The 25029-nt window shown below is 68.5% G+C and carries 27 protein-coding genes and 3 pseudogenes; 19 read left to right on the top strand and 11 right to left on the bottom strand.

Going from position 1 to position 25029, the window contains the following annotated elements; all coding sequences use genetic code 11:
* From ABT084_RS21250 to ABT084_RS21200, 10 genes and pseudogenes are all read left to right on the top strand, one after another.
* Nucleotides 1-177 (top strand): hypothetical protein, encoded by a 177-nt coding sequence (locus ABT084_RS21250; protein WP_502968986.1) that lies wholly within the window; start codon nt 1-3, stop codon nt 175-177.
* A gap of 127 nt (nt 178-304) precedes the next feature.
* Complete coding sequence (locus ABT084_RS21245; RefSeq protein WP_351046068.1) at nt 305-877, top strand: DUF5994 family protein; 573 nt, start codon at nt 305-307, stop codon at nt 875-877.
* 297 nt (nt 878-1174) lie between these two features.
* Complete coding sequence (locus ABT084_RS38055) at nt 1175-1552, top strand: transposase (protein WP_502968987.1); 378 nt, start codon at nt 1175-1177, stop codon at nt 1550-1552.
* Nucleotides 1553-1940: 388 nt separating this feature from the next.
* On the top strand, nt 1941-2324 hold the full coding sequence (locus ABT084_RS21230) for a transposase (protein ID WP_351046063.1): 384 nt from the start codon (nt 1941-1943) through the stop codon (nt 2322-2324).
* A gap of 768 nt (nt 2325-3092) precedes the next feature.
* Nucleotides 3093-3296 (top strand): cold-shock protein, encoded by a 204-nt coding sequence (locus ABT084_RS21225; RefSeq protein WP_351046060.1) that lies wholly within the window; start codon nt 3093-3095, stop codon nt 3294-3296.
* 315 nt (nt 3297-3611) lie between these two features.
* The gene (locus ABT084_RS21220) at nt 3612-5168 is read left to right on the top strand and encodes a DEAD/DEAH box helicase (protein ID WP_351046058.1); all 1557 of its coding nucleotides are present in this window, start codon (nt 3612-3614) and stop codon (nt 5166-5168) included.
* Between the two features lie 46 nt (nt 5169-5214).
* On the top strand, nt 5215-5619 hold the full coding sequence (locus ABT084_RS21215; RefSeq protein ID WP_351046055.1) for a CBS domain-containing protein: 405 nt from the start codon (nt 5215-5217) through the stop codon (nt 5617-5619).
* Between the two features lie 46 nt (nt 5620-5665).
* On the top strand, nt 5666-5986 hold the full coding sequence (locus ABT084_RS21210; protein ID WP_351046053.1) for an SCO5918 family protein: 321 nt from the start codon (nt 5666-5668) through the stop codon (nt 5984-5986).
* A 66-nt stretch (nt 5987-6052) separates the two neighbouring features.
* Nucleotides 6053-6470, top strand: a pseudogene (locus tag ABT084_RS21205) (alpha/beta fold hydrolase); the annotation flags it as partial.
* A gap of 438 nt (nt 6471-6908) precedes the next feature.
* Nucleotides 6909-7112, top strand: a complete 204-nt coding sequence (locus ABT084_RS21200) for a cold-shock protein (protein ID WP_351046094.1) — start codon at nt 6909-6911, stop codon at nt 7110-7112.
* Nucleotides 7113-7302: 190 nt separating this feature from the next.
* On the opposite strand, the gene ABT084_RS21195 is transcribed toward ABT084_RS21200, so the two are convergent.
* Nucleotides 7303-7716: an ATP-binding protein gene (locus ABT084_RS21195; protein ID WP_351046051.1), complete on the bottom strand. Its 414-nt coding sequence runs from the start codon at nt 7714-7716 to the stop codon at nt 7303-7305.
* 940 nt (nt 7717-8656) lie between these two features.
* Here ABT084_RS21195 and ABT084_RS21190 point away from each other — a divergent pair.
* From ABT084_RS21190 to ABT084_RS21180, 3 genes are all read left to right on the top strand, one after another.
* Entirely contained in the window at nt 8657-8995 is a 339-nt protein-coding gene (locus tag ABT084_RS21190; RefSeq protein WP_351046049.1) for a MerR family transcriptional regulator, read from the top strand.
* A 168-nt stretch (nt 8996-9163) separates the two neighbouring features.
* The gene (locus tag ABT084_RS21185; RefSeq protein WP_351046046.1) at nt 9164-9523 is read left to right on the top strand and encodes a PRC-barrel domain containing protein; all 360 of its coding nucleotides are present in this window, start codon (nt 9164-9166) and stop codon (nt 9521-9523) included.
* Between the two features lie 282 nt (nt 9524-9805).
* Nucleotides 9806-10249, top strand: a complete 444-nt coding sequence (locus ABT084_RS21180) for a hypothetical protein (RefSeq protein WP_351046043.1) — start codon at nt 9806-9808, stop codon at nt 10247-10249.
* Between the two features lie 26 nt (nt 10250-10275).
* Here ABT084_RS21180 and ABT084_RS21175 read toward each other — a convergent pair whose 3' ends face one another.
* Nucleotides 10276-11184, bottom strand: a complete 909-nt coding sequence (locus ABT084_RS21175) for a helix-turn-helix domain-containing protein (protein WP_351046040.1) — start codon at nt 11182-11184, stop codon at nt 10276-10278.
* A 373-nt stretch (nt 11185-11557) separates the two neighbouring features.
* On the opposite strand from ABT084_RS21175, the gene ABT084_RS21170 reads away from it, so the two are divergent.
* The 3 genes from ABT084_RS21170 (at nt 11558) to ABT084_RS21160 (ending at nt 14711) form a co-directional block, all read left to right on the top strand.
* On the top strand, nt 11558-12793 hold the full coding sequence (locus tag ABT084_RS21170; protein ID WP_351046038.1) for an ice-binding family protein: 1236 nt from the start codon (nt 11558-11560) through the stop codon (nt 12791-12793).
* A gap of 135 nt (nt 12794-12928) precedes the next feature.
* Nucleotides 12929-13645, top strand: coding sequence for a DUF5819 family protein (locus ABT084_RS21165; protein WP_351046036.1), 717 nt, complete (start codon nt 12929-12931; stop codon nt 13643-13645).
* Nucleotides 13632-14711 carry an HTTM domain-containing protein gene (locus tag ABT084_RS21160; RefSeq protein WP_351046033.1) on the top strand — a complete coding sequence of 360 codons (1080 nt, stop codon included), beginning with the start codon at nt 13632-13634 and terminating at the stop codon, nt 14709-14711. The genes ABT084_RS21165 and ABT084_RS21160 overlap by 14 nt, the downstream gene beginning before the upstream one ends.
* A gap of 559 nt (nt 14712-15270) precedes the next feature.
* Here the strand turns inward: ABT084_RS21160 and ABT084_RS21155 are convergent.
* A pseudogene (locus ABT084_RS21155) lies at nt 15271-15709 on the bottom strand (hypothetical protein); the annotation flags it as partial.
* Between the two features lie 275 nt (nt 15710-15984).
* Here ABT084_RS21155 and ABT084_RS21150 point away from each other — a divergent pair.
* Nucleotides 15985-16239 (top strand): hypothetical protein, encoded by a 255-nt coding sequence (locus tag ABT084_RS21150; protein ID WP_351046030.1) that lies wholly within the window; start codon nt 15985-15987, stop codon nt 16237-16239.
* Between the two features lie 268 nt (nt 16240-16507).
* Here the strand turns inward: ABT084_RS21150 and ABT084_RS21145 are convergent, their stop codons facing one another.
* From ABT084_RS21145 to ABT084_RS21125, 4 genes are all read right to left on the bottom strand, one after another.
* Nucleotides 16508-16708 (bottom strand): hypothetical protein, encoded by a 201-nt coding sequence (locus ABT084_RS21145; protein ID WP_351046029.1) that lies wholly within the window; start codon nt 16706-16708, stop codon nt 16508-16510.
* A complete protein-coding gene (locus ABT084_RS21140) occupies nt 16705-16926 on the bottom strand; it encodes a hypothetical protein (RefSeq protein ID WP_351046028.1) in 222 nt (73 codons plus the stop codon). The genes ABT084_RS21145 and ABT084_RS21140 overlap by 4 nt, the downstream gene beginning before the upstream one ends.
* 310 nt (nt 16927-17236) lie before the next feature.
* Complete coding sequence (locus ABT084_RS21135; RefSeq protein ID WP_351046027.1) at nt 17237-17833, bottom strand: hypothetical protein; 597 nt, start codon at nt 17831-17833, stop codon at nt 17237-17239.
* A gap of 1657 nt (nt 17834-19490) precedes the next feature.
* Complete coding sequence (locus ABT084_RS21125) at nt 19491-19937, bottom strand: hypothetical protein (protein ID WP_351046024.1); 447 nt, start codon at nt 19935-19937, stop codon at nt 19491-19493.
* A 468-nt stretch (nt 19938-20405) separates the two neighbouring features.
* On the opposite strand from ABT084_RS21125, the gene ABT084_RS21120 reads away from it, so the two are divergent.
* Nucleotides 20406-21623, top strand: a complete 1218-nt coding sequence (locus ABT084_RS21120; protein ID WP_351046021.1) for an IS256 family transposase — start codon at nt 20406-20408, stop codon at nt 21621-21623.
* Nucleotides 21624-21627: 4 nt separating this feature from the next.
* On the opposite strand, the gene ABT084_RS21115 is transcribed toward ABT084_RS21120, so the two are convergent.
* The 4 genes and pseudogenes from ABT084_RS21115 to ABT084_RS21100 form a co-directional block, all read right to left on the bottom strand.
* A complete protein-coding gene (locus tag ABT084_RS21115; RefSeq protein ID WP_351046019.1) occupies nt 21628-21789 on the bottom strand; it encodes a hypothetical protein in 162 nt (53 codons plus the stop codon).
* Nucleotides 21790-21847: 58 nt separating this feature from the next.
* A complete protein-coding gene (locus ABT084_RS21110; RefSeq protein ID WP_351046016.1) occupies nt 21848-22708 on the bottom strand; it encodes an alpha/beta fold hydrolase in 861 nt (286 codons plus the stop codon).
* Nucleotides 22709-23039: 331 nt separating this feature from the next.
* Nucleotides 23040-23408 carry a nuclear transport factor 2 family protein gene (locus ABT084_RS21105; protein WP_351046014.1) on the bottom strand — a complete coding sequence of 123 codons (369 nt, stop codon included), beginning with the start codon at nt 23406-23408 and terminating at the stop codon, nt 23040-23042.
* A 160-nt stretch (nt 23409-23568) separates the two neighbouring features.
* Nucleotides 23569-23712, bottom strand: a pseudogene (locus ABT084_RS21100) (ATP-binding cassette domain-containing protein); the annotation flags it as partial.
* Nucleotides 23713-24083: 371 nt separating this feature from the next.
* Here ABT084_RS21100 and ABT084_RS21095 point away from each other — a divergent pair.
* Nucleotides 24084-24971 carry a LysR family transcriptional regulator gene (locus ABT084_RS21095; RefSeq protein WP_351046011.1) on the top strand — a complete coding sequence of 296 codons (888 nt, stop codon included), beginning with the start codon at nt 24084-24086 and terminating at the stop codon, nt 24969-24971.
* Nucleotides 24972-25029: the final 58 nt, after the last annotated feature.

The following is a 25029-nucleotide window of genomic DNA, read 5'->3' as shown; positions in this document are numbered from 1 at the left end:
ATGGTCACCCTCTCCGGCGGCGTGCTCGACGCATCGCTCATTCCGGTGGCAGCACGTCTCGCGCTCGCCGTGGAAGGCGGGGTCGACGTCCACTGCGCCCTGACCACGTCGGCCGTGCAGACGGCTGGAACACGAACCTCCGCCTCTGCGGAAATGCCTGGTCAAAACCCCTTTTGATCTCCACACCGGAGTACGGTGGAGACACCGGGAGTATTTCGCGCATCGGACGCAACTCAGGTGTCATTTCCGGCGATCAATACGCCGGGCCGTCAAACTGCGGGCGGCCCGGAGACAGGTCTCCACCATGACCATCGCCCTGGAACGCGCCGTACCTGCCGCACCTCCCTCGTCTCCTCGCCCCGCTCGCCTCGTGCTCACGCCGAAGACCACCCTCGCCGGGCAGCTGGACGGAGCCTGGTGGCCCCGCTCCCGTGACCTCGCAGCCGAACTCCCCGTTCTCGTCTCCGCCTTGGCAGAGACATGGGGACGCATCACCCGCGTCACCGTGAACCCCACCCGCTGGCCCGTCATCCCGCACAAGGTGCCCGTTACCGGGCACACCGTGCACGTGGGCTGGTTCACCGAACAGGACCCCGACAAGCTGATCCTGCTCTCCACGGTCGGCCGCTGGGACCTCCTCGTCGTACCGCCCCAGACCGCACCCGCCGCCGCGGCCCGCCTGATGGCATCCGCCGCCGTCCCCGGCAGCGTCCTGACCGCCCGCGCGCTGATCGCCGCCGAAGCCGTCATCGGCCGAAGGCCCGACCTCCGGAACCGGGAAGACGCCTGGGAGAGCGAGGGCGGGGCGCGCATATCCGACATCGGCTCCCTCGCCAGGCTGCCGGTCGGCCCGCTGTCCGCGGGCGCCTGGTGGTGAGCCGAACCGGGAGACAGGGCACGATGGTGGGTGGACAACTCCGGAGCGAAGACAGGTGCTGCCGACAGCCGTGACGCCGCCGGGCACCTGGTCGAGGTCGGCGCCTGTTCGGCGCACTGCCCGCGTCGGACGTTCGCCGAGCCGTTCTCGCAGCTGGCTGCCCCGTACGCACGATTCACGACTCGGCTCAACCGCGCCTTGAAGCGAGCGGGGCTCGCGCTGGCCGGGCGGGCCGGAGCTCGGCTGGCCGCCCAGCTGGGCTTCGGCGCGGGACGGATAACCTTGCTCCGCAGGGTCATGGCACTGCCCGATCCACGGTTCAGCACGCCGCGTGTGCTGGGTGTGGACGACTTCGCGATCCGCCGCGGCCAGACCTACTCCACCGTCTTGACCAGCATCGAAGACCATCGCGTGGTCGACGTGCTCCCGACCCGCGAGGCCGGGACGCTGGCCGCCTGGAGATCCGCCACCCCGGCGTGGAGATCATCTGCCGGGACCGGGCGGGCGCCTACGCCGAGGGAGCACGGCGCGGTGCCCCCGACGCTCTGCGGGTCGCCGACCGGTTCCATCTGTGGCAGGGCCTCGGCCGAGCAGTGCAGACCTGCGTTGCCGCCCACTACGACTGCCTGCGCGACCCTTCACCCAGCAGCATATTGCCGGAGGCCACCCGACTGACTTCCGGCCGACCGCAGGACGACCCGGCGCCCATCGGTCGGCGGGTTGAGCGCAAAGAGGCCGCGCACGCCTCGGTCCACGAGCTCCTTGCTCAAGGTCACTCACGCCGGGCGATCGCCCAGCACTTGAGCTGGGGCCTCAACACCGTGCTCCGATACGCGAACGCCGCACGCCGGCAGGACACCATCCGCGGCAACCGGCCCGACCCAGCAGGCTGGACCCCTACAAGCCCCACCTGGAACGACGCCTCGCCGAGGGATGCACCAGCGTCACCCACCTCCGCCGTGAACTCGTCGCCAACAACGCGCCCGTCACCTACCAGATGGTCCGCAGCCACATCGCCACCCTGCGTGGGGCTCCGGCTGGGGCGCCGCCCCAGCCTCCGACGGTGCGCCAGGTGACCGGCTGGCTCACCCGACACCCCACCTCGCTGAGCGAGGACGACCGCGGCGGCCTGAAGGATGTCCTCGCCCGCTGCCCCGAACTGGACACGGCTGCTGGCCATGTCCGCGACTTCGGCGAGATCCTCAGCGACCGTCGGGGTGCCAGGCTCCCTGCCTGGATCGACACAGTCGACGCCAGCCAACTACCCGGCCTCACCGGCTTCGCACTCCACCTACTCCGGGACCTCGACGCCGTAACAGCCGGGCTCACCCTGCACTGGAGCTCCGGCAGCATCGAGGGCGCCGTCAATCGCATCAAGAAGATCAAAAGGCAGCTCTACGGCCGAGCCGGATTCGAACTACTCCGCAAGATGATCCTGCTCCAGTAACGCTCCTCTACCGCTCCTCAGAACCGAGTATCGAGAGCGACGGGGTGAGAGGCGTGTGTCAGACGGCTCGTGTCTGCCGGTCATCGGTCCGACCGGTGTCCGACGGGGCGATGGGGCGATGGGGCGATGGGGCGATGGGGACAAGTGCGGCACGTCGAAGACTTAGACGTTGATGCCGCAGGTGTCCAGAAGTGCGGGATTGAACGCCTCGGACTCCCATGGCCGGCGGGTCCTCGTGCCCCACCTCCCTCATGGCCGGCTCGACGTCATCTCGGCCAGCGGAAACCTGCTGCCCCTGGAGGCGCCCGCCTTGGTCGCCGCGGCACTGGAAGACTTCACCGCAGGTCTCGGCTGCTGACACGGCGTCGGCCAACGCGTGCTAAGGGGCCGCGCACTCCGCTTCTCTGCCGAGCCGACCGACGAACCGCGGGCGCCGCAGCCGCCGGACACCGCTGCCCGCGAAACGTTGCTCTGGGGGCGAATCAATACCTGTCCCCGCGGTCTAAGGATTTAACAGACCTCGCCGGGAGAGTTTTTACCGCACCACACGAGGCGGCAATATCGGCCGTACGCAGTCCACTTCAGCGTGCTACTGTCGATCTCGGTTGCAGTTTTGGTACCCAAAAACTTCAAGCGCCGTCACTCTGGCCTCCATGCCACATGAGAGCGCTTTATATTTCCGGTTATTTCTCCGGGCAGGGCATCAGCGCGGCGACACAGTGTGCGCAAGTGCGGGCACTGCTGGAATGCCCCAAAGGGAGAAATAACATGGCTGCTGGCACCGTGAAGTGGTTCAACGCGGCAAAGGGTTTCGGCTTCATCGAGCAGGACGGTGGCGGCGACGACGTCTTCGCCCACTTCTCGAACATCGCCGCTCAGGGTTTCCGCGAGCTGCTCGAGGGCCAGAAGGTCACCTTCGACATCGCGAGGGGCCAGAAGGGCCCGACGGCGGAGAACATCGTTCCCGCCTGACGCTGACGTGCGCTGTGCAGCTGGGGCCCGCATCCCTCGGGGTGCGGGCCCCAGCTGCACACATTTCACCCCCGCAGTGCGTTCACTCCTACGGGGCTAAGAATTAAAGCAGGCGGCCCCCTCGGGGTCGCGCGCGCATTGATTTCACTGGCTTGTGCGTCCGCATGACGCCACCCATTCCAGCACCTGCGCTCGCAGATCTTCCTGTGAGCCGGATTCACTTTCGTATTTCATTCGGCCCGTTCTTGTGATTCCCTGCGCTGTTCTTCCGCTGCGGGAATTCCTTGATGCGTGCCGTATCAAGGAAGGTTCCCAATGAACCCCACACGCACGAACAACCGTTTCTCTCAAGCCCGCGGCCGCACGGGTGGCCCCGCTTTCGGATCGGGATCGGGATCGGGCTCCAACCGGGGCAGCCGTTTCGGTTCGCCCGCCCCGAGCCGTTCGGCGGGCCAGGGCCGCTCGGGGGGCCAGGGCCGCTCGGGGGGCCAGGGCCGCTCGGGCGGCTACGGGCGCCGCCCCGCCGCGGTTCAGGGCGAGTTCGCTCTGCCGAAGACGATCACTCCCGCGCTTCCCGCCGTCGAGGCCTTCGCCGACCTCGCCATGCCGGCCGAGCTCCTTGCCGCACTCGGCGCGCAGGGCGTGAGCGCGCCCTTCCCGATCCAGGGCGCCACCCTGCCCAACACCCTCGCGGGCCGTGACGTTCTGGGCCGTGGCCGCACGGGCTCCGGCAAGACCCTCGCCTTCGGCCTGGCGCTGCTGGCCCGCACCTCCGGACAGCGCGCCGAGCCCCGCCAGCCGCTGGCGCTGATCCTGGTCCCCACCCGGGAACTCGCCCAGCAGGTCACCGACGCCCTGGCCCCCTACGCCCGCACCGTGAAGCTGCGCCTGGCCACCGTCGTCGGCGGTATGCCCATCGGCCGCCAGGCCAACATGCTGCGCAACGGCGCAGAGGTCGTCGTGGCCACGCCCGGCCGGCTGAAGGACCTCATCGACCGTGGCGACTGCCGCCTGAACCAGGTCGCGATCACCGTCCTCGACGAAGCCGACCAGATGGCCGACATGGGCTTCATGCCCCAGGTCACCGCACTCCTGGACCAGGTGCGTCCCGAAGGCCAGCGGATGCTGTTCTCCGCCACCCTGGACCGCAACGTCGACCTGCTGGTCCGCCGCTACCTCACCGACCCGGTCGTGCACTCGGTGGACCCCTCGGCCGGAGCGGTCACGACGATGGAGCACCACGTCCTGCACGTCCACGGTGCCGACAAGCAGCGGATGACGACCGAGATCGCGGCGCGCGAAGGCCGGGTGATCATGTTCCTGGACACCAAGCACGCCGTCGACCGCCTGACCGAACACCTGCTCGGCAACGGCGTACGGGCCTCAGCCCTGCACGGCGGGAAGTCCCAGCCCCAGCGCACCCGCACCCTGGCCCAGTTCAAGACCGGCCACGTCACCGTGCTGGTCGCCACCAACGTGGCGGCGCGCGGCATCCACGTCGACAATCTCGACCTCGTCGTGAACATCGACCCGCCGACCGACCACAAGGACTACCTCCACCGCGGCGGCCGCACCGCCCGCGCCGGCGAGTCCGGCAGCGTCGTCACCCTGGTCACCACCCACCAGCGCCGCGACATGGCCCGCCTCATGGCCGCCGCCGGAATCGTCCCCCAGACCACCCAGGTCCGCCCCGGCGACGAAGCACTCACCCGCATCACCGGCGCCCGGACCCCCTCCGGCATCCCCGTCACCATCACCGCGCCGGTATCCGAGCGAACCAAGCGCAGCGCAGCCTCCCGGGGCCGACGCGGTTCCGTTTCGGCCGCCCGGCGCGCGAGCGTGCGCCAGACCTCCTTCGGTACGGCGGCCTGAGAACCACGTGATCAGAAAGCTGACCCATCTCTGCAGGAGGCACGTGTTGACGCTGGTCCAGATGCAGCCCCGCCCGGCGAACGCCCACCCCGCGCACCGGACGGTGGACGACGCGACGGAAGCGGCCGGTCCGCAGGTCTGTGATGACATGACGGTCGAGGTGGCCCTGGCCGTCATGGCCAGTGCCCGCACGGGACACCTGCTCGTCTGCGACGACGACGGCCTGTGCACCGCTCTGGTCACCCGCGCCCAGCTCACCACCATCCGGGACGCCGACACGTACACGGACAGGGTCCGGCTGCGCGCGGTCCTCGGCGACCACGGGCCGTTCACCTCTCCCACGCCCACGATGGCCGAGGCCGGGCACGCGATGCGCTACCGAGGGCTCGCCGCCCTGCCCGTCATCGACGAGCAGGGAAGCGCGCCGGGCGTCCTCGCCCTTGCCCGCTGATCCCCCTCACCGCGGCACGACCGTCCCCTTCTTCCTGTGAGGCATCATGCGCTGTGTCATCGCCCGCTTCCCGTTCGACCTGACCAAGAGCGGCGTCCTGGAATCGATGAAGGGCATCAAACCCGAACAAGTCATCGGCGAGTCCGTGATCATCGGCCGCCGTACCTACCCCCTCAAGCAGGTCGGCCAGGTCATCACCCGCCAGGACCGCCGCGACTTCAGTGCCGGCGAAGTCCTCCGGGCCATGACACGGCTCGGCTTCACCTGCCGCGGCGTTCTTCCCCGCGTCGCCGCGCCCGTGCTCACGCGCGCCCTCAGCCCGCTCCAGCAAGCCTCCGCGCGCTTCGGTATCCCGGCGACCGTCTGACCCGCGGGGCCTGGCGCGAGTCGGCGCCCGACAGCGAAGCGGGTCCGACCGGCACCTGCCGGCCGGGCCCTCCCGCATGTCCGGAGCCCCTGTGTGAAGTCGGATCCGTCCGCGTTCTCGAAGGACCGTTACGCCTCTCTGGACGGGTATGACCGCGATGCTGTGGAGGTGTGCGAGGCGCTCGACCTGCGCGACGCGGTGTTCGTGGGGCACTCGGTCAGCGCGATGATCGGTGTGCTGGCCGCCGGGATGGCTCCGGAGCGCATCGGGGCGCTGGTGATGGTCGCCCCCTCCCCCCTCCCTCCGGTACCTCGATGACGAGGGCTACCGGGGCGGTTTCAGCGCCCCGGACATCGACGAGCTGCTGGAGTCGCTGGAGGCGAACTACCTGGGCTGGTCGGCGGCGATGGCGCCGGTGATCATGGGGAATGCGGAGCGTCCCGAGCTGGGTGAGGAGCTGACGAACAGCTTCTGCGCCACCGACCGGCCGACTTCCTGCCCACCCCGGGCGGTCTCCTCGTCGGCATCCGCCCAGCGCGGCCTTCGCCACCGCCACCACCACGCTGGGCCCCGGCGACACCCTCCCGACCGGCGATCCGCTGTCCGGCGCGGGTCCGCGCCCATCCGCCGGTCCGACGGGGCGGGAGGGCACGGGGCCGCCGTCACGCCGGTGGTGCGGGACGAGAAGAGCTTCGTACCGCTCCCTCCGATCCACAAATGGCGGAGTGCGACGCACCTCGTTTCCTATGGTGACGGGCCGTTGTGGGCGTGTAGCGTTCGGAGCAGCTGTCGTGGTTCGGAAGTCCCCTTTGCCCACGCCTTCGGCGTGGGCGCTTTGCTGTGCTGTGCCGCAGGAACCAGGACGATCACCTCCGCCTTCCGCGCGTTGCGGGAAGCGTTCAATCGACTGGAAAGGCATGACATGGCTTCGGGAACTGTGAAGTGGTTCAACGCGGAGAAGGGCTTCGGCTTCATCGCCCAGGAGGGCGGCGGCCCGGACGTCTTCGCCCACTACTCCGCGATCAATTCCTCGGGCTTCCGTGAGCTCCAGGAGGGCCAGGTCGTCACGTTCGACGTCACCCAGGGCCAGAAGGGCCCCCAGGCCGAGAACATCACCCCGGCCTAACCCCTCCCCACCCCCGCCCGCGGCCCCCGCGATCGGCGTTTACGACTGTCCATACAGCTCGTAGCAACCGAACAGCGAGTGTCCGCGATGGCGGCGGGATCCGAGGTGTACCGGATCAGGGCCGCGCGGCGTTCGCTGCGCGGCCCTGATCCACGCCCGGACCGGGGCCGGCAGGCCGTACGACTCGGGTTCAGCGGGCGAGGGTGGCGGTGATCGCCTTGCCCGTGCCGGTCCGGGCCCGGGCGACGGTGACGTGGTGGGCGAGTCGCTGGATCATGGGCCAACCGAATCCGCCGCTCCGGCCCGTGAGGTCGGGAGCGCGGCCCTGAGGGTGGGCCGGGCCGGGGTCCTCGACGACGACCTGAATGTGATGGCGGTCGGCGCGGAGCTCCATGGACGTGACCGTGCCGACGTGCCGGAACGCGTTGGCCACCAGTTCCGACACCAGCAACACCACCTTCTGGACGGTCGGTTCGGGTGGTGGCGGGTTGAGGCCGGCCAGGAAGTCGGCTGCGGCCTCACGGGCCTGCGCCGTCCGCAAGGGCCGGCAGGAAAACTCCAACGGGCGGCCGGTATGGCTGTCGAGCGTGCTCAGGTGGCGCATGTCCTTCACCCCGTCCTGCGGCGTTCTCGAGGATCAGTGCCGCTTTGTCCGCTTACCCCTGACCGGAAGGACCACACAGGGCTGCGACGACGGGCTGCGATCGCGTCATCGGGGAGCTGCGGCATGCTCGAGCCCGATTGTCTCCCCACCAGCCAAGAGCAAATCTATCGTGGCTGGAGTAGACATTGCGCTGTGACGTGATTATGGTTTCTCTCGTAGCCAGAGAGACCGCAGGGCCCGGCAGGGACGAACTGCCGGGCAGCAGTACCCGTAGTTGCAGTGCGCAGGGCGGTGCGGTGGTGGAGTTTCGAAGCCAGGGCAGGTGCAGGACGGCGACGGGACTGACGACCGGACCGGGGGGCCCGCAGTGATCAGGGGCCGCCGCGAGCAGTACAGGAATTACCGCAGTTGCAGTGCCCGAAGGTGCAACACCCAGCAGCGGAATCAGTGAGCAGCACCTCGGTGAAGGCGTCGGCTGCGGACGCGCGCACCGGGAAGTCCGGCAGTGGGGTTCCAAGCCAGAGCAGACGCACGATGGGCGACGGGGCTGGCTGCCGAAGGGTGGCGCTTGGTCAGGCCGCGAGCAGTTCAGCAGTACGCAGTACGCAGTAGAGCAGTAGAGCAGTAGAGCAGTACGCATCACCAGCAATACGCAGTACCGCTTTCCCAGTAGTTGATCACCGAGGGAAGAACGGAGGAGCTTGGCGCCATCAGGATCGCCCGGGCGGAAGTCCGAGTCCGGGTACCGCAGGACATCGATCGTGAGGTGGTCTCCGGTCAAGCAACCGCGATCCCCGCACTCCCGGCAGCAGCTCGGCCGGGTCAGCGGAAACAGAAGGCCGGCGCAGGAATAGGGCCGACAGATGGTGTAGCAGTTCCTTCGGGGCCCTGGTGCCATATGGCACCAGGGCCCCTCCACGCGTTCCACAGAGAGGTGCAAATGACAGCGGACGACTCGTTCGGTCGTCTCGACGACGACGACTACCCCGCCTACACCATGGGCCGGGCCGCCGCCATGCTCGGCACGACCCAGGGCTTCCTCCGCGCCATCGGCGAAGCCCGCCTGATCACCCCGCTCCGCTCCGAGGGCGGACACCGCCGCTACTCCCGCTACCAGCTGAGGATCGCCGCCCGCGCGCGGGAGCTCGTGGACGGCGGTATGGCCGTCGACGCCGCCTGCCGCATCATCATCCTCGAAGACCAACTGGAGGAGGCGCAGCGCATCAACGCCGAATACCGCCGCGCCGCCGAATCGTCCACTCCGCCGGCCTCGCCCTGAACTCAGTGTGCGCATTGCTCTCCACGAGCTCGCGATCTTGAATCACTCACGAGGTGACGGGGCGGGATCTCGATTGCGCGGCAAACACGGGGGCATCCGGTCGCAAAGATGCGAACCGGTGGTGCACCGAGCCACCACGTCCGGTCGCCGACGATGGGGAGACGGTCCGTGAGCGGTATGTGGATGTACGCGCAGGACAGCGGTTACACGTCCGGGCAGTCACTGGCCGGCTTTACCGTGGAAGCCGCTGACGGTGCCATCGGGCACGTCGACCGCCAGCAGGACCAGCCCGGCATGCAGCACTTGGTCGTCGACACCGGCATATGGGTGTTCGGCAAGAGCATCCTGATCCCGGCCGGCACCGTCACCCGCATCGACACCGAAGCACAAACGGTGACAGTCCCGGTCACGCAGGAAGAGATCAAAGCGGCCCCCCGGTTCACCACCGACAGCGAGACAGCCGACCACGACTACCTGTCCACAGTCGGCGACTACTACGTCTCCCTCCGCCACCCTCTCGCACCCTAGCCCGAAGCCGGACTTCAACTCAGCGCCCCCGCGCAACCGGCTCGACGTGCATCAGGACGCCACGAACCTGCGCATTCCGGTCCGAGTGTCAGCGGTGCGGAGGCGAACGAGTGCCCATGCGATCAGCGGCGTTGAGAGGACCGGGGCCAGGATCCCGCCCCCGGCATGCACGGGGGCCGGGATGCTTGGCCCCTCCGTCTGCGGGTAGACGCCGATCGGATCGGCGGGCTTCCGCCGACCACCGCTCATTCGCACGCGGCAGTGCGGAGCTGGGAGCACTCCATGATCCTCATCCTCGGCCTCATCATCCTGATCGTCGCGCTGATCCTCGCCGTGGCCGGGGTGATGGCGAATCTGGGCAGTGCCCACGAGCTCACCAACGACTTCTCCGTCCTTGGGTACCACGTCACCAGCTCAACCGGGGCGCTGTTCCTGTACGGGATCGCCATCGGCGCGGCCGTCGTCCTCGGCCTGGCCCTCGTCCTTGCCGCGGCCCGCCGGGCCGCCCGCCGCAACCGCTTCGCCCGCCACGGCGAATCCCTCCCCACGAAGCGGGAGAGCGCGGTGGTGGACCGCGAGCGCAAGGACCTCATCGAGCAACGGGACGCCGCGCGCGCCGAAACCGCCCAGGCCCTCGGCGATGACCACCCCCGAACCGCGGCCCCGGCCCCGGCCCCGGCCCACCGGCGACCCTCCTGGCTCGGCGGGCGGCGCGATCTCCGCTAGTGCTGTGACCGGAAAGGTTCACCGGGTCAGGTGTGCGGTGGGGATAACGGGCGAGCGGTCGGGTGGAATCCCGCACCGAAGCCGACGTACCCTTTGATGGCTTCGGCGATGAAGTCCCGAGTGCTGTCCGGGCTCAATGCCCGGGCCTGCACATGTGCATACATGTCCCCGTAGAGCCGCACGTCGGATCGTTTCTCCAAATAAAGGTCGCTGGTGAACCTCTCCAGATAGACCACGCTCACATCGGTGGTGTCGGCGAATTCAAGCAATGAGAACTGTCCGGCGACACCGGGGTGGGACCCCGCCTCGTGAGGGAGGACCTGGACGGTGATATGCGGCTGGGCACCGAGGTGGGTCAGATGCTCGAGCTGTTCACGCATCACGTCCGGGCTGCCTACGACGCGCCGCAGAGCCGACTCGTCCAGCACGGCCCAGAGACGCAGTGGCCTGACGGGGGCGCTCAGCCGGTGCTGTCGCCGCATCCGTACCTCGAGGCGCGTGGCCGCTTGGTCCGCGGTGAGACGAGGGATCGTTCCTGCGATGACCGCCCTGGCGTAAGCAGGGGTTTGCAGCAGGCCCGGGATCATCAGAGACTCGTAGGTCCGGATCGTGGCAGCCTCGGCCTCCAGGCCGATGTAGGCGCCGTAAGGAATGTCGCCGTAGTCGTTCCACCAGCCCTGGCGCCCTGATTCCCGGGACAGACGCATCAGGTCGTCGACAAGCTGCGGGTCCTGGACTCCGTACAGCCCGCACAGATCGCGCACGTCGCGCGGTTTGATGAGGCGGCGGCCGTTCTCCAAGAGGCTGATCTTGGGTTGGGAGATCAGCGATCGCTCCGCCACCTGCTGCGTCGTCATGCCGCTGGCCTGCCGGAGCCGGCGTAGCTCCGATCCCAATCGGCGCCTGCTGACGGTGGGATTGATGTCGACGCCCACGGCGTATGTTCCTCCGCTCCGAAAACCTTGATCAAACGAGCAGACTGTCATGATCCAGGGGGAGTTGGACCCTTCCTCGCACCGTGTCGCACCTACTGTCGGCCGACCCGCTTTCCCTCGTCGCCTCGAAAATTACCGGAGAGCCGGCCGCAGGGGCACAGGAATTGCCATTTCCCCCACAAGGCTCATTTCTCCATTACTCCTTTATACGATTTCCTGCTGGGCGAGAATGTGGGATTGCGCGGGAATCGCGGAATGAATCCCGGCCCGGTGCAGGTTTCTGCGTAATATGCCAGCGACAACGCGACGGACGGTCCTATGTGACCCGAACCGTCGATTACGCCACCATCCACTCACAGGAGTTGGCCCCTCGATGACGCTGCATATCTCCGGCTCGGCGCTCCGGCGCACCACGCCGGTCTGGATCGCGACGGCTCTCGCCATGGTGATCGCCTCGGCGGTGGTCGTGGTGACACCCACGCAGGCGAACGCGCTCGCCACACCTGTACCTCTGGGCACGGCCACAAGCTTTGCGGTGCTGGCCGGCTCGGAGATCACCAACACCGGCCCTTCGGTGATCACCGGTGATCTCGGGGTGAGTCCGGGAACAGCAATCAGCGGATTCCCTCCCGGCGTCGTGAGAGGTACCCAGCACTCCGGGCCGGTCGACGCTGTGGGCCTTCAGGCCAAGCGCGACCTGGTCACGACCTACAACAACGCCGCGGGTCAGTCCTCGGACGCGGTTCTTCCCCCGGACGCCGGGGGCCTGACGCTGGTGCCGGGCGTGTACACAGCCCCCTCCACTCTGGGACTCACCGGCACCCTCACCCTGGACGCACAGAACAACCCCAACGCGGTGTGGGTGTTCCAGGTCGGTTCGGGTCTGACGACGGCAACCTCCAGCAGTGTGTCCCTCATCAACGGGGCCTCCCCCTGCAACGTGTACTGGCAGGTCGGGAGTTCGGCCACGCTCGGCACTGATACCAGCTTCGTGGGCACCATCATGGCTCTGACCTCCATCTCCCTGACCACGGGGGCGGACATCGACGGACGGGCGCTGGCCCGTAACGGCGCCGTGACGATGGACACCAACGTGATCAACCGTGGGACGTGTGCCGCCGGCACCACCGGCGGGACCACGGGCGGTCTGGTCACGGGTGGTCTCATCGCCGGCACCACCGGCGGGGCAACGGGTGGCACCGCGACCGGTGGTACCACCACGGGGGGCCTGCTGGGCGGCGTCCTCGGCGGAGCGACGACAGGCGGCGGCCTGCTGGGCGGCGTGCTGGGTGGAGCGACGGGCGGCCTCGTCGCAGGCACCACCACCAGCGGCACCACCGGCGGCACCGCCGGCCCGATCACCGGCGGCACGATCGGTGGCGGCATCCCGAAGCCGCCCGGAAAGCCCGGTCACCACATCCCGGGCCAGCCCGGTCACGGCATTCCGGGGCTCCCCGGACACGAGAAGCCCGGTAAGCCCGGCAAGCCCGGTCACGGCGAACACGGCGACCACGGCGACCACGGCGACCACGACAAGAATGACGAGCACGGCGGACACGGCGAGCACGGCGAACACGACGGGCACGACGGGCACGACGGGCACGCGTGAGTCTCAAGGCGGGCCGGCTGCCGGGGCATCCGGCCCGCCTTGTCCGAGTGACATCGGACGACCTCCGGAAGCCGCAAGGAACGGAAAACATGAGCAGTCACGATGGGAAGGCCGGGTGGGGCCGTGCTGGGTGGCGTGAAATCAGCCGAGGTGAGGGAGCCGGAGCGCTCCGAGGCCGGGGCTCACACCGAGGGCCGAGGCAGCGGACCCCACGCGGACGGGAATGAACCCGGACGCAATCCGCTGAAGGCGGGCACCGCAGCCGCCGTCGTCCTGTGTCTGGCAACGGCGCTGATCCACGTCCTCCTGGTGTTTCTGCACGTGGCACCACCGAACGCGGTATCGCAGCTGTACAGCCGGCCGATCAACGCGTGGGTATACCCCCTGTTCGAGCAGAACTGGCGGCTCTTCGCCCCGGACCCGGAGTCCGTAAACCGGCAGGTCTCCGCGAGGACCCATCGGACGGCACCCGACGGCAGCGCGGAGGTGAGCGGCTGGTTCGACCTGAGCGCGGTGGACAACGCCGCCGTCGAGCACAACCCCTTCCCCAGCCATACGGCACAGAACACGCTTCGCCGGGCCTGGAGCGGCTACCTCGAAGCGTTCGGCGGGGATGACGAACCACGTTCGGAGCGGGCCGTGATGATGCGGACGTACCTGCGCAACATCGCGGCGGAGCGCGTCGCCGCCCACCGGCGCGGCTCTTTCGACTCCATCCAGCTGCGGGTGGTCACGCACTCCGTCGCAGCGCCGAACACGGCGGGCGCCCCACACCCGGCCCGGGCCGACACCGCGCCCCTCGAAACCCGATACCTGCCCTGGTGGAAGGTGGCCCCCCATGCGACAGACTGAAGCGACAACGGAAACCACGCCCTCCCGCCCCGCGGGGCAGCGCGACCGCGACCGCCTGGGCGTGCTCCTCGCCCTGCTGACCGAGCGGCCCGTCTCCCTGTACGCCGCCGCGGTCCTGCGCATCGGGTACGGACTGCTCTACCTCGTCTTCCTGCTGCGCGAGTTCCCGCACCGCGACGAGATCTGGGGCCCCGGCTCACCGTGGACACCCGCGCTGGCCAAACAGCTCTTCGACGAGACCGGGTGGTTCAGCATCCTCACCCTGTCCGACGGCCGGACGTACTTCGAGGTCTGCTACGCGGCCGCTCTCGCCACGTCCGCCCTCTTCGTACTGGGCTGGCGGACCAGGTTCGTGTCCATCCTGTTCGCGGTCGTGGTGGCGTCATTCCACGCCCGGGCGATCTTCATGACGGACGGAGGCGACAACCTCACCCTCCTCATGTCCGTGTACCTCGTCTTCACCGCGTGCGGCCGACGCTGGTCCCTGGACGCGCGCAGGAAAGCGAATCCGGCGGCGGACGAGGGCCGGATCCGACGGTGGTTCCACGAGTTCCGCCGGACCATGAGCGCCGTGCTCCACAACTGCGGCATGTTCGTCATCGCCGCCCAGGTCTGCTTCCTCTACGGATCGGCAGGCCTGTACAAGGTGCAGGGCAGCTCCTGGGGCAACGGGACCGCCCTCCACTACGTCCTGAACCTCGAGCTCTTCCGGCCCTGGCCCGAACTGTCCCTCCTCATGGACGAGCACTCGGTCGCGATCGCCATCGCCGGCTACCTGACGGTGCTGCTCCAAGTCGCCTTCCCGTTCGTCCTCTTCGGCAGGCTCAAATACCCCGTGCTGATCATGCTGTTGGGACTGCACCTCGGAATCGCGGTCCTCCTGGGACTGCCACTCTTCTCCGGCGTGATGATCGTCGCCGATGCCGTGTTCCTTCCGGACCGCTTCTACCGGTCCTTGGGCCGGCTACGACCGCGAACCGCCCGGCCGTCGGGCGTCGCCAACACGCAGGATCCGGCCCGGCGAGAACCCGTACTCGTGCCGGCACAGGCCCACATCGCCGGCTGACAGTCTCGGCTCGCCCGGCGGTGGCACCGTCCCCCCGTAGGCCTTCATACAGCACCCCTCTCTCAAGACGGACACCCACCGGGCGGCCCCACCGGGCCCGATCCAGCGAGAGCCGAGGCCTGGTCCCGCGGCCAAGGCGAGGTACGCCGTAGGCCCTGCCCCTCCCCTTGAGGAAAAATCCGAGAGGAATCCGAGGGGATCGGTTCGGGTCGTGTGGTGGTGGGGCACATCTCGCTGGGCCTGATTGTGATGACAGGCCACATATGCCGCTGACCTGGGGACTTCTACGTTGTGGCGACACCGATCGTCCCCGCAGACCCCCTGGAAGTGGTGTTCATGGCCTCCCGCGAGACCGCTCCCCGTCTGACCAGCACCGGACCAGCACGGGTCCCGAAGTCGCCGCTCGCCCTTCGTCCCGACACCACACTGGGGTCTCCACCAAGGACATCAGCAGCACGGTCTTCGTCACGCTCTGTACACCAAGAACTGGAGAGCTCCCAAAGATGCGCCACCCCAGCTCGGGGGGGACGGAGCCCTGGTGATCCCCGTTCAGCGGCGGCCGGTGGCCGGTGGCCAGGATGACGAGGAACTGGCCGCCGCCCAGCTCGATGTCGACGGTCACGGGCAGCCCCGGTACCAGTCGGGGAGAACCGGTCCACCAGCCAATCGGTCGCTTCCTGGGCGTCCTGCCTGGTCGAACAACGACTGACCACCTCGCGGCCCCCCTTGCGCTCCAGCCGCGCGGCAACGGTGGCCAGCGGCGCGGGTTCGACCACGTACAGGCGGTCCGGCCAAGCGATGACCACCTTGACCGCGCCCTTGCGGCTGTTGTACCCGCGGTGCGCAAGCCGCTCGGCGACCTTGGCCTTCCGGTCGGCGGTCCGGCTGTCAACGCTGTGCCACTCCTGGTCGTGCACGGACTTGTCGGGGTCGACTGGTTCGTCGCACACCCAGCACAGCCAGCCGTCGCGCTCGGCCACATCATCGAGAGAACTCATTTGAGCAAACTGGCCTGCCCAGCCGCGACCCCGCGCACCCGGTGGGTGTCCGGTAGGCCTCCGCCGACAGTCGGCGAGCGGGTGGGCCGCCGGTATGAAAAGGTGCTTTTGGCGAGTGAGTTGCAGGATGAAAGCCTTACGGGCATGAAGATCCTTCTTATCGGTGAAACCGTTTTTCTGGGCCGGGCACTCGTCGACGAGGCGCCTGTGTCGAAGCCACCGGCGCGCAGACCGAACTGGTCTGGGCGGACGAGCAGTTCCTGCAGGACCAGGGGGTGCAGCCGTGGACCGAGGTGCCGCTCTGGGCCCCGGACATCCCCGAGGTCGTAGGCACCTGGACCGCTTCTTCGGCCAAGGCCCTGGCCGCCGGGATGCGTTGTCGCCCCGTAGCCGAGACGGTCGCCGACACCTGGCGGGCGCTGAACGACGGCGGGTACCCGCGGCCGAAGTACCTCCAGGGGAAAATCCCCGTCGGTCTGGAGAAGGACAAGCACGACGCGGTGCTCGCCGCGTGGGACGCCCGCGGCTGACGTCGTGAGGAAGGCCCCGTCGCCCGGCACCGGGCGACGGGTTGTTCGTCAGCCGAGTTCGGCCAGCAGCCGCTTGCGGTCCTTCTTGCCGTTGGCGTTCGGGGGGGATCTCCGTGACGTGCCGGTAGCGGCGTGGGACCATCTGGCGGGGCAGGCGTTCGCGCAGGCGCGCACAGCTCCCGGGCGGGCAGTGGGGTGCCGCGGTAGACGGCGACAAGGTCGAGGCCCCCCGCCCTGCGGTCGGCCAGGACGACCGCCTGGTCCACCTTCAGCAGCCGGGTGAGGCTGCCTCGATCTCGCCCAGTTCCATGCGGTGACCGGCGATCTTCATTTGGTCGTCGAGGCGTGCCAGGTGCACCAATTCGTCGCCGGACCAGCGCACTTGGTCGCCCGTGCGGTACCAGTGCTCGGGCGTGACGTCCGGTCCGTCGAGGGGGACCGCCGGCGTGTCGCTGACGAGCGTGCTCACGAAACCAGCTGGCCGAGGCCCTCGACGATGGCGAGGGCCGAGGGAACCGAGTTCCAGTGGGAGAGCTCGCGGTCCACTATGTAGTCGACGATGCGATGCAATTCCCGGCGGGCGGGGACGACCAAGGTGGCGCCCGCGCCCCAGGCGCAGAACATGTCGCACACCGACGCGTCGAAGGTCATGCCGATGACCTGGGACAGGCAGCTGTCGGGGCGCACCCCGGGCAGCTCGATCCAGGATGTCGCCGCGCGCGTCCAGCGCGACGACAGGTGCCTTGACCACGGCTCCGACGAGGGCCGCGGCGCCGCTCCCGTCCGCGGCCAGGACCAGATCGGCCCCGGCCAGCTCGCACATGTCGGCGCTGCGGCGCAGCGGGTGGTCCGGGCTGAGCGGGACGACGGCAGCACCCAGGGCAAGTATGCCGAGGTAGGCGGCGAAGACCGCATCCGACCCCGGCCGACTGCCCACCGCGCCGCGACCGGTTCCCGCCGCGATACCTGCCGATGTGGCCGAGGCGGCCCGACGCGGTCAGGAAGGGATGCGGAGGCTGTCGAGGAGCTGCTGGTGCTCCTGGTCCAGGGCCTTCTCGTTCTTCGCGTAGGCGAAGCTCAGGGCCGAGACGGTGTAAGGGTCATCGGCGATGTAGCGAGCGGTGAACAGGAGGCGGTGAGGAGGGTCGTTCTTGCCGGAGGCATGGAGGTCCAGGGCGGGGCGGCCGTCCACCTCGGTCTCCTGGGTGCCGGAGTCCACGTCACTCCCCGCCTTTTTGCGGAACGAGTCGAGGGCTCCGTCGGCCGTCGAGTAGAGGTATTCCATTTTGTCGGTCCCGGGGATATCGCAGACGGCGACGGTTTGGCTCGTCGCGGCACTGGCGGCCGTGTACGTGCGGCAGGTCGGCTTGCTGGTCCGGGTCAGTTTGGGCGGTGCTGGAAGCTTGAACGTGATGCCACTCGGGTTGTCGGTCACCTCCACCCAGTCCGCCGCGGGAAGGGCGCGCGCCATAGGAAGGCGCGGCATCACCGGGCCGGCGGCCCATGCGTGCGCGGGCAGTAGCGCTCCGGCCGTTGCCAGCGCGACGCAGGTGGCATGAATGACGAGGCGTTGTCGCAGCGAGCGGTGAGTCATGGAGTCACCTCGGCTGGAAGGGCGGCTTTCGCGCGGTGTGGTCGGGTGGCCGCGACATGGTCGAGGGCCGGGCCCACGGTGGTCGCGAACCCGGGGCGGGCTGACGAAGTCGCCTGCCGGGTCCCCGCAGACCTCACCACCAGCTTCCACCACACCCGCGCTGCTAACAAATCGGGCGCTTCTTACCGTACGTACCTACGTACGGCGCTTGCACTGGCTCGATCACCACGCCCCAACCGCGCCGTGCGCGCTTCCACACGTCCTGCGCGAGTCTGAACGCGGCGAGGTCCGCAGTGGTGGCGAGGGCGGAGCGGGCGGGGGCGGTGCCGCGTCGGGTGATGACCGCGAGCGGGTAGCCCAGGGTCTGGTGCTGCTTGCTGAGCTTGGTGAAGGGACCAGGGGATGGGGTGGGTCCCGCCGGGCTCACGGCTGACGAATCCGCCTGCGGTAAGCAACAGTTCGGGTTGGGGGCAGGCCCGCCAGGCGCTCGGCTGGCTGACCCGAGACGCTGAGGACCGGCTGTGGCTCACCGAGACGGGTGAACAGGGCCGCGTCGAGCTTGCACGCAACACCCCCGCGATCCGCGCCGCCCTCCACGAGGGCATCAACGAACACGGACTACGTCACCACGGTGAAGGTGCTTCAGCAACTGAACCGCAAGGCGGACGGGACGGCCGCCCGGCAGACCAAGAGCCTGGGTGGGAGCGCCCGGGCCGAGTGAGCTGGTGGCAGCCCCGTCGGGCGCGGATCCACAGCAACGCCACACACGGTAGGGACTCCAGCTCGACCATGACGGCGACGGCATCGCCCACCATTGACTTCCCCGGGCCGCCCGCAGCAGTCGCCGTACTCGTGCCAAGGAAGGCGCCCGGCACCCGATGAACCGGCTGAGCCCCGTGTCCGGCTCCGGAAGTCAGCTGATGTCCGCCATGACGACGCGGCGGCCGTACACCTTGCCCATCCGGAGACGGCCATCAGCATGCCCACCGGCAGGACGACCGACAGCACCAGACGAGATCGGCCGACAGCGCGTACGCCATCACGACGCGGGCGGCGGAGCCGATGGGTGCGATATCTCGCCTTCGCGTGAGCACCTGACCTCTCTCACACCACTGTCCCCAAAACGGGAGATCGCAGCGAGGGCAGCTGCTGCGGCCGCGGTCGCGGCCCGCATCATCGTGATCATCACGACGGTGTTTGTACCGACCCCGCACCGTGCGGCGACAGGCCCCGGACAGGCAATTCACCCGCCCGGGGCGCCGGGTTCACCGGCAAAACGCCACTGCACACCCGCCCACGACCGTCAGGCCGCGGCCGTCTCCGCCAGATGCAGGGCGGCCCGTGCATCACGCGACCAGAACGCTTGGTCAACGAAGCGTGCGTATCATGCGGGTCGTCGTGACCGGCCGGCAGACGCAGCCCCAGCAGTACATGGCCGACCTCGCCGGCCTCCCCGGGACCGGCACGGCAACCGGGAGCGGTACGCGGTGGGCGGGTTCCGCCGCCTCCTCGAAGAACGCGGACAGCGCACACGCGACAGCACCGGCCTCGCCGGCGGGTGGCTGTCCCGCGGCTAGCGGGCGGTGAGGCGGCCCTGGCGCTTACCGTTCGGTGGCAGCCGCCGGACCCCATAGCCAAGCTGCGGAGGAAAGCTCAATCAGCCAGCGGTTGTCAGGATGCTCGTCAGCTGTCGGCCTTCTTCTCGGCACGGCGCCGGGAAAGTCAGTTTGAGGCCGTCACTCTGGCCGGCCACAACCAGCTCGGTAACGAGCGTGAGCCCCAGCATGCCCTTCTTCGGCACGCCCGCCGACACATGGGGCCGCTGGAGGTCTATGAGGAGCTGGCCGGGCTTGCCTGTGCTGGTTGAGGCATCGAAGAACGCCAGACGCCGGTCGGTGAGGATGACGTACATCTGTCGCGGGCGGACCGTCGCCATCAGCGTTCCGGCAGACATCACGCCGACCACAACAGCGGTCGCAACCTGCCGACGCACGGAGACAGTGCCGACGTTGGCGCAGGTGATCAGTTCGACCGACTCCCCCGGGGCCAACAGAGGGGTTACGGCATCGAAAGCCTGTCGCTGGCGGCGGGCGTTGAGCGGCACGATGGCTCCTAGCAAAGTACGGGCACAGAGGAGGAACGGTATGGCATGTCCTCCCCAAGTCGGAGCCCCGGTCGAAGCGAGCGGGCACCGCATGCCCGAGCCGGCTCCCTGAATTGTTTCCGGCGTTCACGCGGTCGGCTAAATACAGGCCGTCGCGGCGGCGAAAGGGGCGCCGACACCGCCGGACACGCCGACAGCACCCGCCGCGAGCCCGGACCACGAACCCACGGGTCTGCCGTTCAGGTCGCCACCCCCGGCCGGGGAACCTGTGTGGCGGAATCCTGCTTGGACGTCGATCGTCAGCTGCTTGATGGTGTCCCGCCGAGTGGTGTAACTGATCTTGGCTGGAGAGTGCGCCGTCGTGGTGCTCCCGCGTGCATCGGCTGTTGGTGAATGCTCCCTGAGAACGGGGCAGGCCACCGTGCAAATGTCCTTGGTGAACGGGCAGTTCAATCCAAGGAGCGCACGGTGGCCTTGTCCCAGCATGACCTACTTCGCCTGATCGAGTCACTACGTTCGGCAGACGGTCTTGAACTCGTCCGGGAGGTCGCCCAGCGACTGTTGCAGGAACTGATCGAGGCCGAGGCCACCGCACGGATCGGCGCCGAGTGGGGCGAACAGGCCGACACCCGCACCGCTTATCGCAACGGGCACCGGGAGAAAACGGTGACCACACAGGCCGGCGACCTGGAGCTCGCGATCCCGAAGCTGCGGACTGGGAGCTTCTTCCCCAGCCTGCTCGAGCGCCGGCGCCGGATCGATCAGGCTCTCTACGCCGTGATCATGGAAGCCTACGTTCACGGCGTGTCCACCCGCTCCGTCGACGACCTGGTCAAAGCCCTTGGCTCGGACACAGGCATATCCAAGAGCGAGGTCTCCCGGATCTGCGCCGGCCTCGACGAACAGCTCGAGGTGTTCCGCACCCGGCCCCTGGACCACATCCGGTTCCCCTACCTGTTCCTCGACGCCACTTACGTCAAAGCGCGCGTCGAGCACCGGATCGTCTCCCAGGCCGTGGTCATCGCGACCGGGGTCACTGAGGACGGTGGCCGTGAGGTTCTCGGTGTCATGGTCGGCGACAGCGAGACCGAAGCCTTCTGGTCCCAATTCCTGCGTCACCTGCGGGAACGAGGCCTGACCGGCGTCCGCCTCGTGATCTCCGACAGCCACAGCGGACTGGTCAAAGCCATCCGGAAAGTCATGATCGGCGCCGCCTGGCAACGCTGCCGCGTCCACTTCGTCCGCAACGTGTTCTCCGTGATCCCGAAGGGATCCGCGGAGATGGTCGCCGCGACCATCCGCACCCTCTTCGCCCAGCCCACCGCCGAAACGGTCCGGGCCCACCTCGACACCGTCGCCGACATGCTCGGCGGGCAGTTCCCCAAGCTCAAGGCCATGCTCCTCGAGGCGAAGGAGGACCTGACCGCCTTCGCGGACTTCCCGCACCAGCACTGGAAGAAGATCCAGTCGACCAACCCGCTCGAGCGGCTGAACCGGGAGATCAAACGACGCTCCGACGTCGTCCAGGTCTTCCCCAACACCGCCGCCGTCAGCCGCCTCGCCACCGCCGTGCTCGTCGAGCTCCACGACGAATGGATCGTCTTCCCCCGCCGCTACCTCTCCACCGAAAGCATGGACAGCCTCTATCCAGACACCGAAACCAACCTGCCCGCCACCACGGAATGATCAGTTACACCACGACAAGGGACATGACCAGCTGCTTCAGCCCGTCTCCCGGCCCCATCGTGAACTCTTCGACGCCGCCGCCGTCGATCTGCACGCTGAAGTTGATGGTGTAGCCGGAGGGCGTGCTGTCGCCGACTCCGGCGCTGGCGACGAATGTCTTGTGCATATGTATTCAGCGGCACCAGATCCTCGATCAGAGACCAGCTGTGCTGCAAGCCCACGCACTACCGGACGGGCGTGGGCTCAGCGGGGCGGGGGGCGAAGACGAAGGCGCGCAGGTCGTCGTTGAGGCGGTCCGCGTGGGTCGCGAACAGTCCGTGACCCGCGTACTCGTACACGCGCAGCTCCGCCCCCGGGATCAGGTCGGCCGCGCGGCGGCCCGTGAGGGCCAGGGGCGCGGAGACGTCGTCCGATCCGTGGATGACCAGGACCGGGCAGTCGATCTTCACCAGCTCCGGGACGAGGTTCAGGGAGGGCAGGATGTCCCCCAGGGCGTTGGCGGCGCGCGCCGTTGCACCGAGGCAGCGGTCCACCATGTACGCCACGTACGCGTCCGACACCTGCGGCCCATGCAGGTGTCGGGCGAAGAACGCGTCGGCCCCGTCGGAGAAGAACTTCGCCCGGTCCTGCCGGAAGGTCTCGTTGAATCCGCGGATCAGCTCCGGGTCCAGTCCCTCCGGGTGGTCCGCGGAACGGGCCGGCCCCGGGGCCATTGCGCCGACGAGGGCGACCCGGGCCACCCGGTCGGTACCGCGCAGCGTCAGGTACCGGACCACCTCGACCGTGCCCATCGAATGCCCGACCAAGGTGACGTCGCGCAGATCCAGATGGTCGAGGAGCGAGCCCAGGTCCCCGGCGAGGGTGTTGAGGTCGAAGCCGCCCCAGACGTCCTCGGACCTGCCGTGCCCCCTGCGGTCGAAGCCCACGCAGCGGAAACCTTCGGCCGCCAGGGGCAGCATCTGGTACTCCCACATCTCGGTACCGAAGTACGAGCTGTTGACGAAAACGATGACGGGGCCGTCCGAGGGGCCGTAGTCGACGAAGTGGAGGCGGGTGCGGTCGGTGGCGGACTCGAAGTACGGCATGGCGGGGTCCCTTCAGGGAATGGCTGTGAGCGGCTGTCCGGTGCGACAACCATCCTGGCCCCGTGACGCCGCGGCGGTCGATTACCTCCAAGGTCATGCGGTACGGGCGGGGAGCGGGACCGGTCACCGAGTCGCCATGGGCCACGCCCCGGTGGGCCCGTAGGTTTTCCTGCTTCGCAGTACCGAATTGGATCGAGGAGATCCGGGGCACGCCCGGTGATCCGAGTTGGTGTTCGCGGCGGCCGGCGGCCGGGGCCGGGACGCTGTGCGCGTCCCGGCCCCGGTGTCACTGACGTGTTCTCGCGCCGCGGCGAGGGGCGAGCGGTGCGGATCAGGAGGCGGGCATCTTGTCCAGGAAGCCGTAGACGCCCGTGATCTTGCCGGCGCCGTCGGTGACGAGGACGTCGAAGCCGATGGCGATGGGCTCGGCGCCCGGGCCGGTCACCAGGGCCCACTGGAAGCGGGCGATGTTGTGGTGTGTGTCGACGTTTCCGTGCAGTTCGAAGGAGAGGCCCTGGAACTGCGCGCGAGCGCCCGCGAGGACGGCCGCGATGCCCGCGTGGCCCTCGACCGCGGCGAGCGGGTCGATGTAGGGGGCCTCAGGGGTGAACAGGTCGGCGATGCCGGTGGCGCGACGGTCGGCGTCGGCCTCGTTCCAGAGGTCCAGGTACTGGGTGACGGTGTTGGTCAGGTCGCTCATAAGTCGGCTCCTTTTATTAGTAATCGGTAGAAATGCCGCAGGAAGCAGCACAGAATTTGGGGGCCGGACGGGGCCGGCAGCATCCCGGGGGGTCTTGTTCCGCCACCGGTTTCATGGCCGGAGGGGATCGGCCCGTGCCCAGGCGAGCAACGCGCCCGGGAGTCGACGGGGTCTTGACGGCAGTGGCCTTGCCTGCCCCGTTCGGGCCGAGCAATGCGGTCACAGTGCCGGCCGGGACATTCAGGTGGATGCCGTCGGCGTAGGACTTGCGCAGGCTGTGCGCCGAGATCGCCAGGTCGGTCATGTGGGTGCAGCTCCTTGAATGGCTGCGAACCGTCCGGGATGGCGGAGAGTTGCAGGCTGCGGGCGGTGATGCCGCCGTGGGACGTGCTGGCGTGGATGGTCAAGTCGGGGGCTCCGTCAGTGCTCTTCAGGGCGTTGCGGATCTGACCTTGGGAAGGACCCTCCTCCATGAAGGCCGAGACTCCGGCGGCGGCGATCGACAGGTCGCCGGTCTCGGTACGCAGCGCGACTGTTCCGGTAACGGCCTCGGCAACGGTGATGTGTGGAGCAGCTCGGGAGCCCTGATACCCGCTGCTCGTCGCGGCCGTGATCAACATGTACGTTCGCACCACGCGGTAGCCGAGGGGTTATCCATGCAGGCACGGGGGACGAGTGGAGCTGCGGGACATCGAGATCTTCCTCGTCCTGGCCGAGGAGTTGCACTTCGGCCGCACGGCCGCGCGTCTGCGCGTTTCTCCAGCGCGCGTCAGCCAGGCGGTGAAGAAGCAGGAGCGGCGCATCGGAGCCGCTCTCTTCGAACGGACGAGCCGAGCTGTGCGGCTGACCGAGATAGGCCGACAGCTACGGGATGACCTGCAGCCGATCTACGGCGGCCTTCAGGACTCCCTCGAACGGGCGCGGATGGCCGCCCGGGGGGTCACCTCCCGGCTTCGCGTCGCAATGATGCCGTTCAACGTCACCGCCATGCACCACTACTGGCAGGCCTTCCGCTCCCGCCATCCACAGTGGGAACTCCAGATCCGCCCGGTTCCGTTCCTCGACCCGTTCGGCCGGCTGCGCGCCGGAGACATGGACGTCCTTGTTACCTGGCTGCCCGTGGACGAACCCGACCTCACGACCGGCCCGGTCCTGTGCACCGACACACGGCTGCTCGCCGTACCCGCGGGCCATGAGCTCGCCGGCCAATCGACCGTGGCAGTAGAGGACTTCGCCGACTTCGCGCACGCCACGGCCCCGGACATGCCCGACTACTGGGAGGACCACTACCTGCCCTTCCACACCCCACGAGGACGGACGATCGAACGGTCCCAGATCGTGACCAGCCCCGACGAGCTGATCAACCTGGTCACGATGGGCGAGATCATCCACGCCTTCCCCAGCCACGTCACCCAGTACTGGGGCATGTCGAACGTCGGATGGATACCCGTTTCCGGGCTGCCCGCACTGTCCTATGCCTTGATCTGGCGGACCGAAGCGGAGAGCGATCCGATACGCGCTCTCGCCGACACCGTCCGCGACCTTGGAGTGTTCAGCTTCTGAGCAGCCCGCACGTGGGCGGCGTACGGCGGCGGTGGCGTGGGGGTACGCCGCCCACGTC

This window comes from Streptomyces sp. NPDC002138 (assembly GCF_040296485.1).
Classification (GTDB): domain Bacteria; phylum Actinomycetota; class Actinomycetes; order Streptomycetales; family Streptomycetaceae; genus Streptomyces.
Note: the sequence above shows the minus strand (reverse complement) of the source record. Positions and strands in the feature narration are given on the sequence as shown.

Bases quoted from the DNA above. Each gene is read 5' to 3' on its own strand.
- ABT084_RS21160 (WP_351046033.1), top strand. From the start codon at position 13,632: ATGCGACAGACTGAAGCGACAACGGAAACCACGCCCTCCCGCCCCGCG.
- ABT084_RS21225 (WP_351046060.1), top strand. From the start codon at position 3,093: ATGGCTGCTGGCACCGTGAAGTGGTTCAACGCGGCAAAGGGTTTCGGC.
- ABT084_RS21250 (WP_502968986.1), top strand. From the start codon at position 1: ATGGTCACCCTCTCCGGCGGCGTGCTCGACGCATCGCTCATTCCGGTG.
- ABT084_RS21190 (WP_351046049.1), top strand. From the start codon at position 8,657: ATGACAGCGGACGACTCGTTCGGTCGTCTCGACGACGACGACTACCCC.
- ABT084_RS21110 (WP_351046016.1), bottom strand. From the start codon at position 22,708: ATGCCGTACTTCGAGTCCGCCACCGACCGCACCCGCCTCCACTTCGTC.
- ABT084_RS21195 (WP_351046051.1), bottom strand. From the start codon at position 7,716: ATGCGCCACCTGAGCACGCTCGACAGCCATACCGGCCGCCCGTTGGAG.
- ABT084_RS21115 (WP_351046019.1), bottom strand. From the start codon at position 21,789: ATGCACAAGACATTCGTCGCCAGCGCCGGAGTCGGCGACAGCACGCCC.
- ABT084_RS21170 (WP_351046038.1), top strand. From the start codon at position 11,558: ATGACGCTGCATATCTCCGGCTCGGCGCTCCGGCGCACCACGCCGGTC.
- ABT084_RS21210 (WP_351046053.1), top strand. From the start codon at position 5,666: ATGCGCTGTGTCATCGCCCGCTTCCCGTTCGACCTGACCAAGAGCGGC.
- ABT084_RS21105 (WP_351046014.1), bottom strand. From the start codon at position 23,408: ATGAGCGACCTGACCAACACCGTCACCCAGTACCTGGACCTCTGGAAC.
- ABT084_RS38055 (WP_502968987.1), top strand. From the start codon at position 1,175: ATGGCACTGCCCGATCCACGGTTCAGCACGCCGCGTGTGCTGGGTGTG.
- ABT084_RS21135 (WP_351046027.1), bottom strand. From the start codon at position 17,833: ATGACTCACCGCTCGCTGCGACAACGCCTCGTCATTCATGCCACCTGC.
- ABT084_RS21200 (WP_351046094.1), top strand. From the start codon at position 6,909: ATGGCTTCGGGAACTGTGAAGTGGTTCAACGCGGAGAAGGGCTTCGGC.
- ABT084_RS21180 (WP_351046043.1), top strand. From the start codon at position 9,806: ATGATCCTCATCCTCGGCCTCATCATCCTGATCGTCGCGCTGATCCTC.
- ABT084_RS21245 (WP_351046068.1), top strand. From the start codon at position 305: ATGACCATCGCCCTGGAACGCGCCGTACCTGCCGCACCTCCCTCGTCT.
- ABT084_RS21220 (WP_351046058.1), top strand. From the start codon at position 3,612: ATGAACCCCACACGCACGAACAACCGTTTCTCTCAAGCCCGCGGCCGC.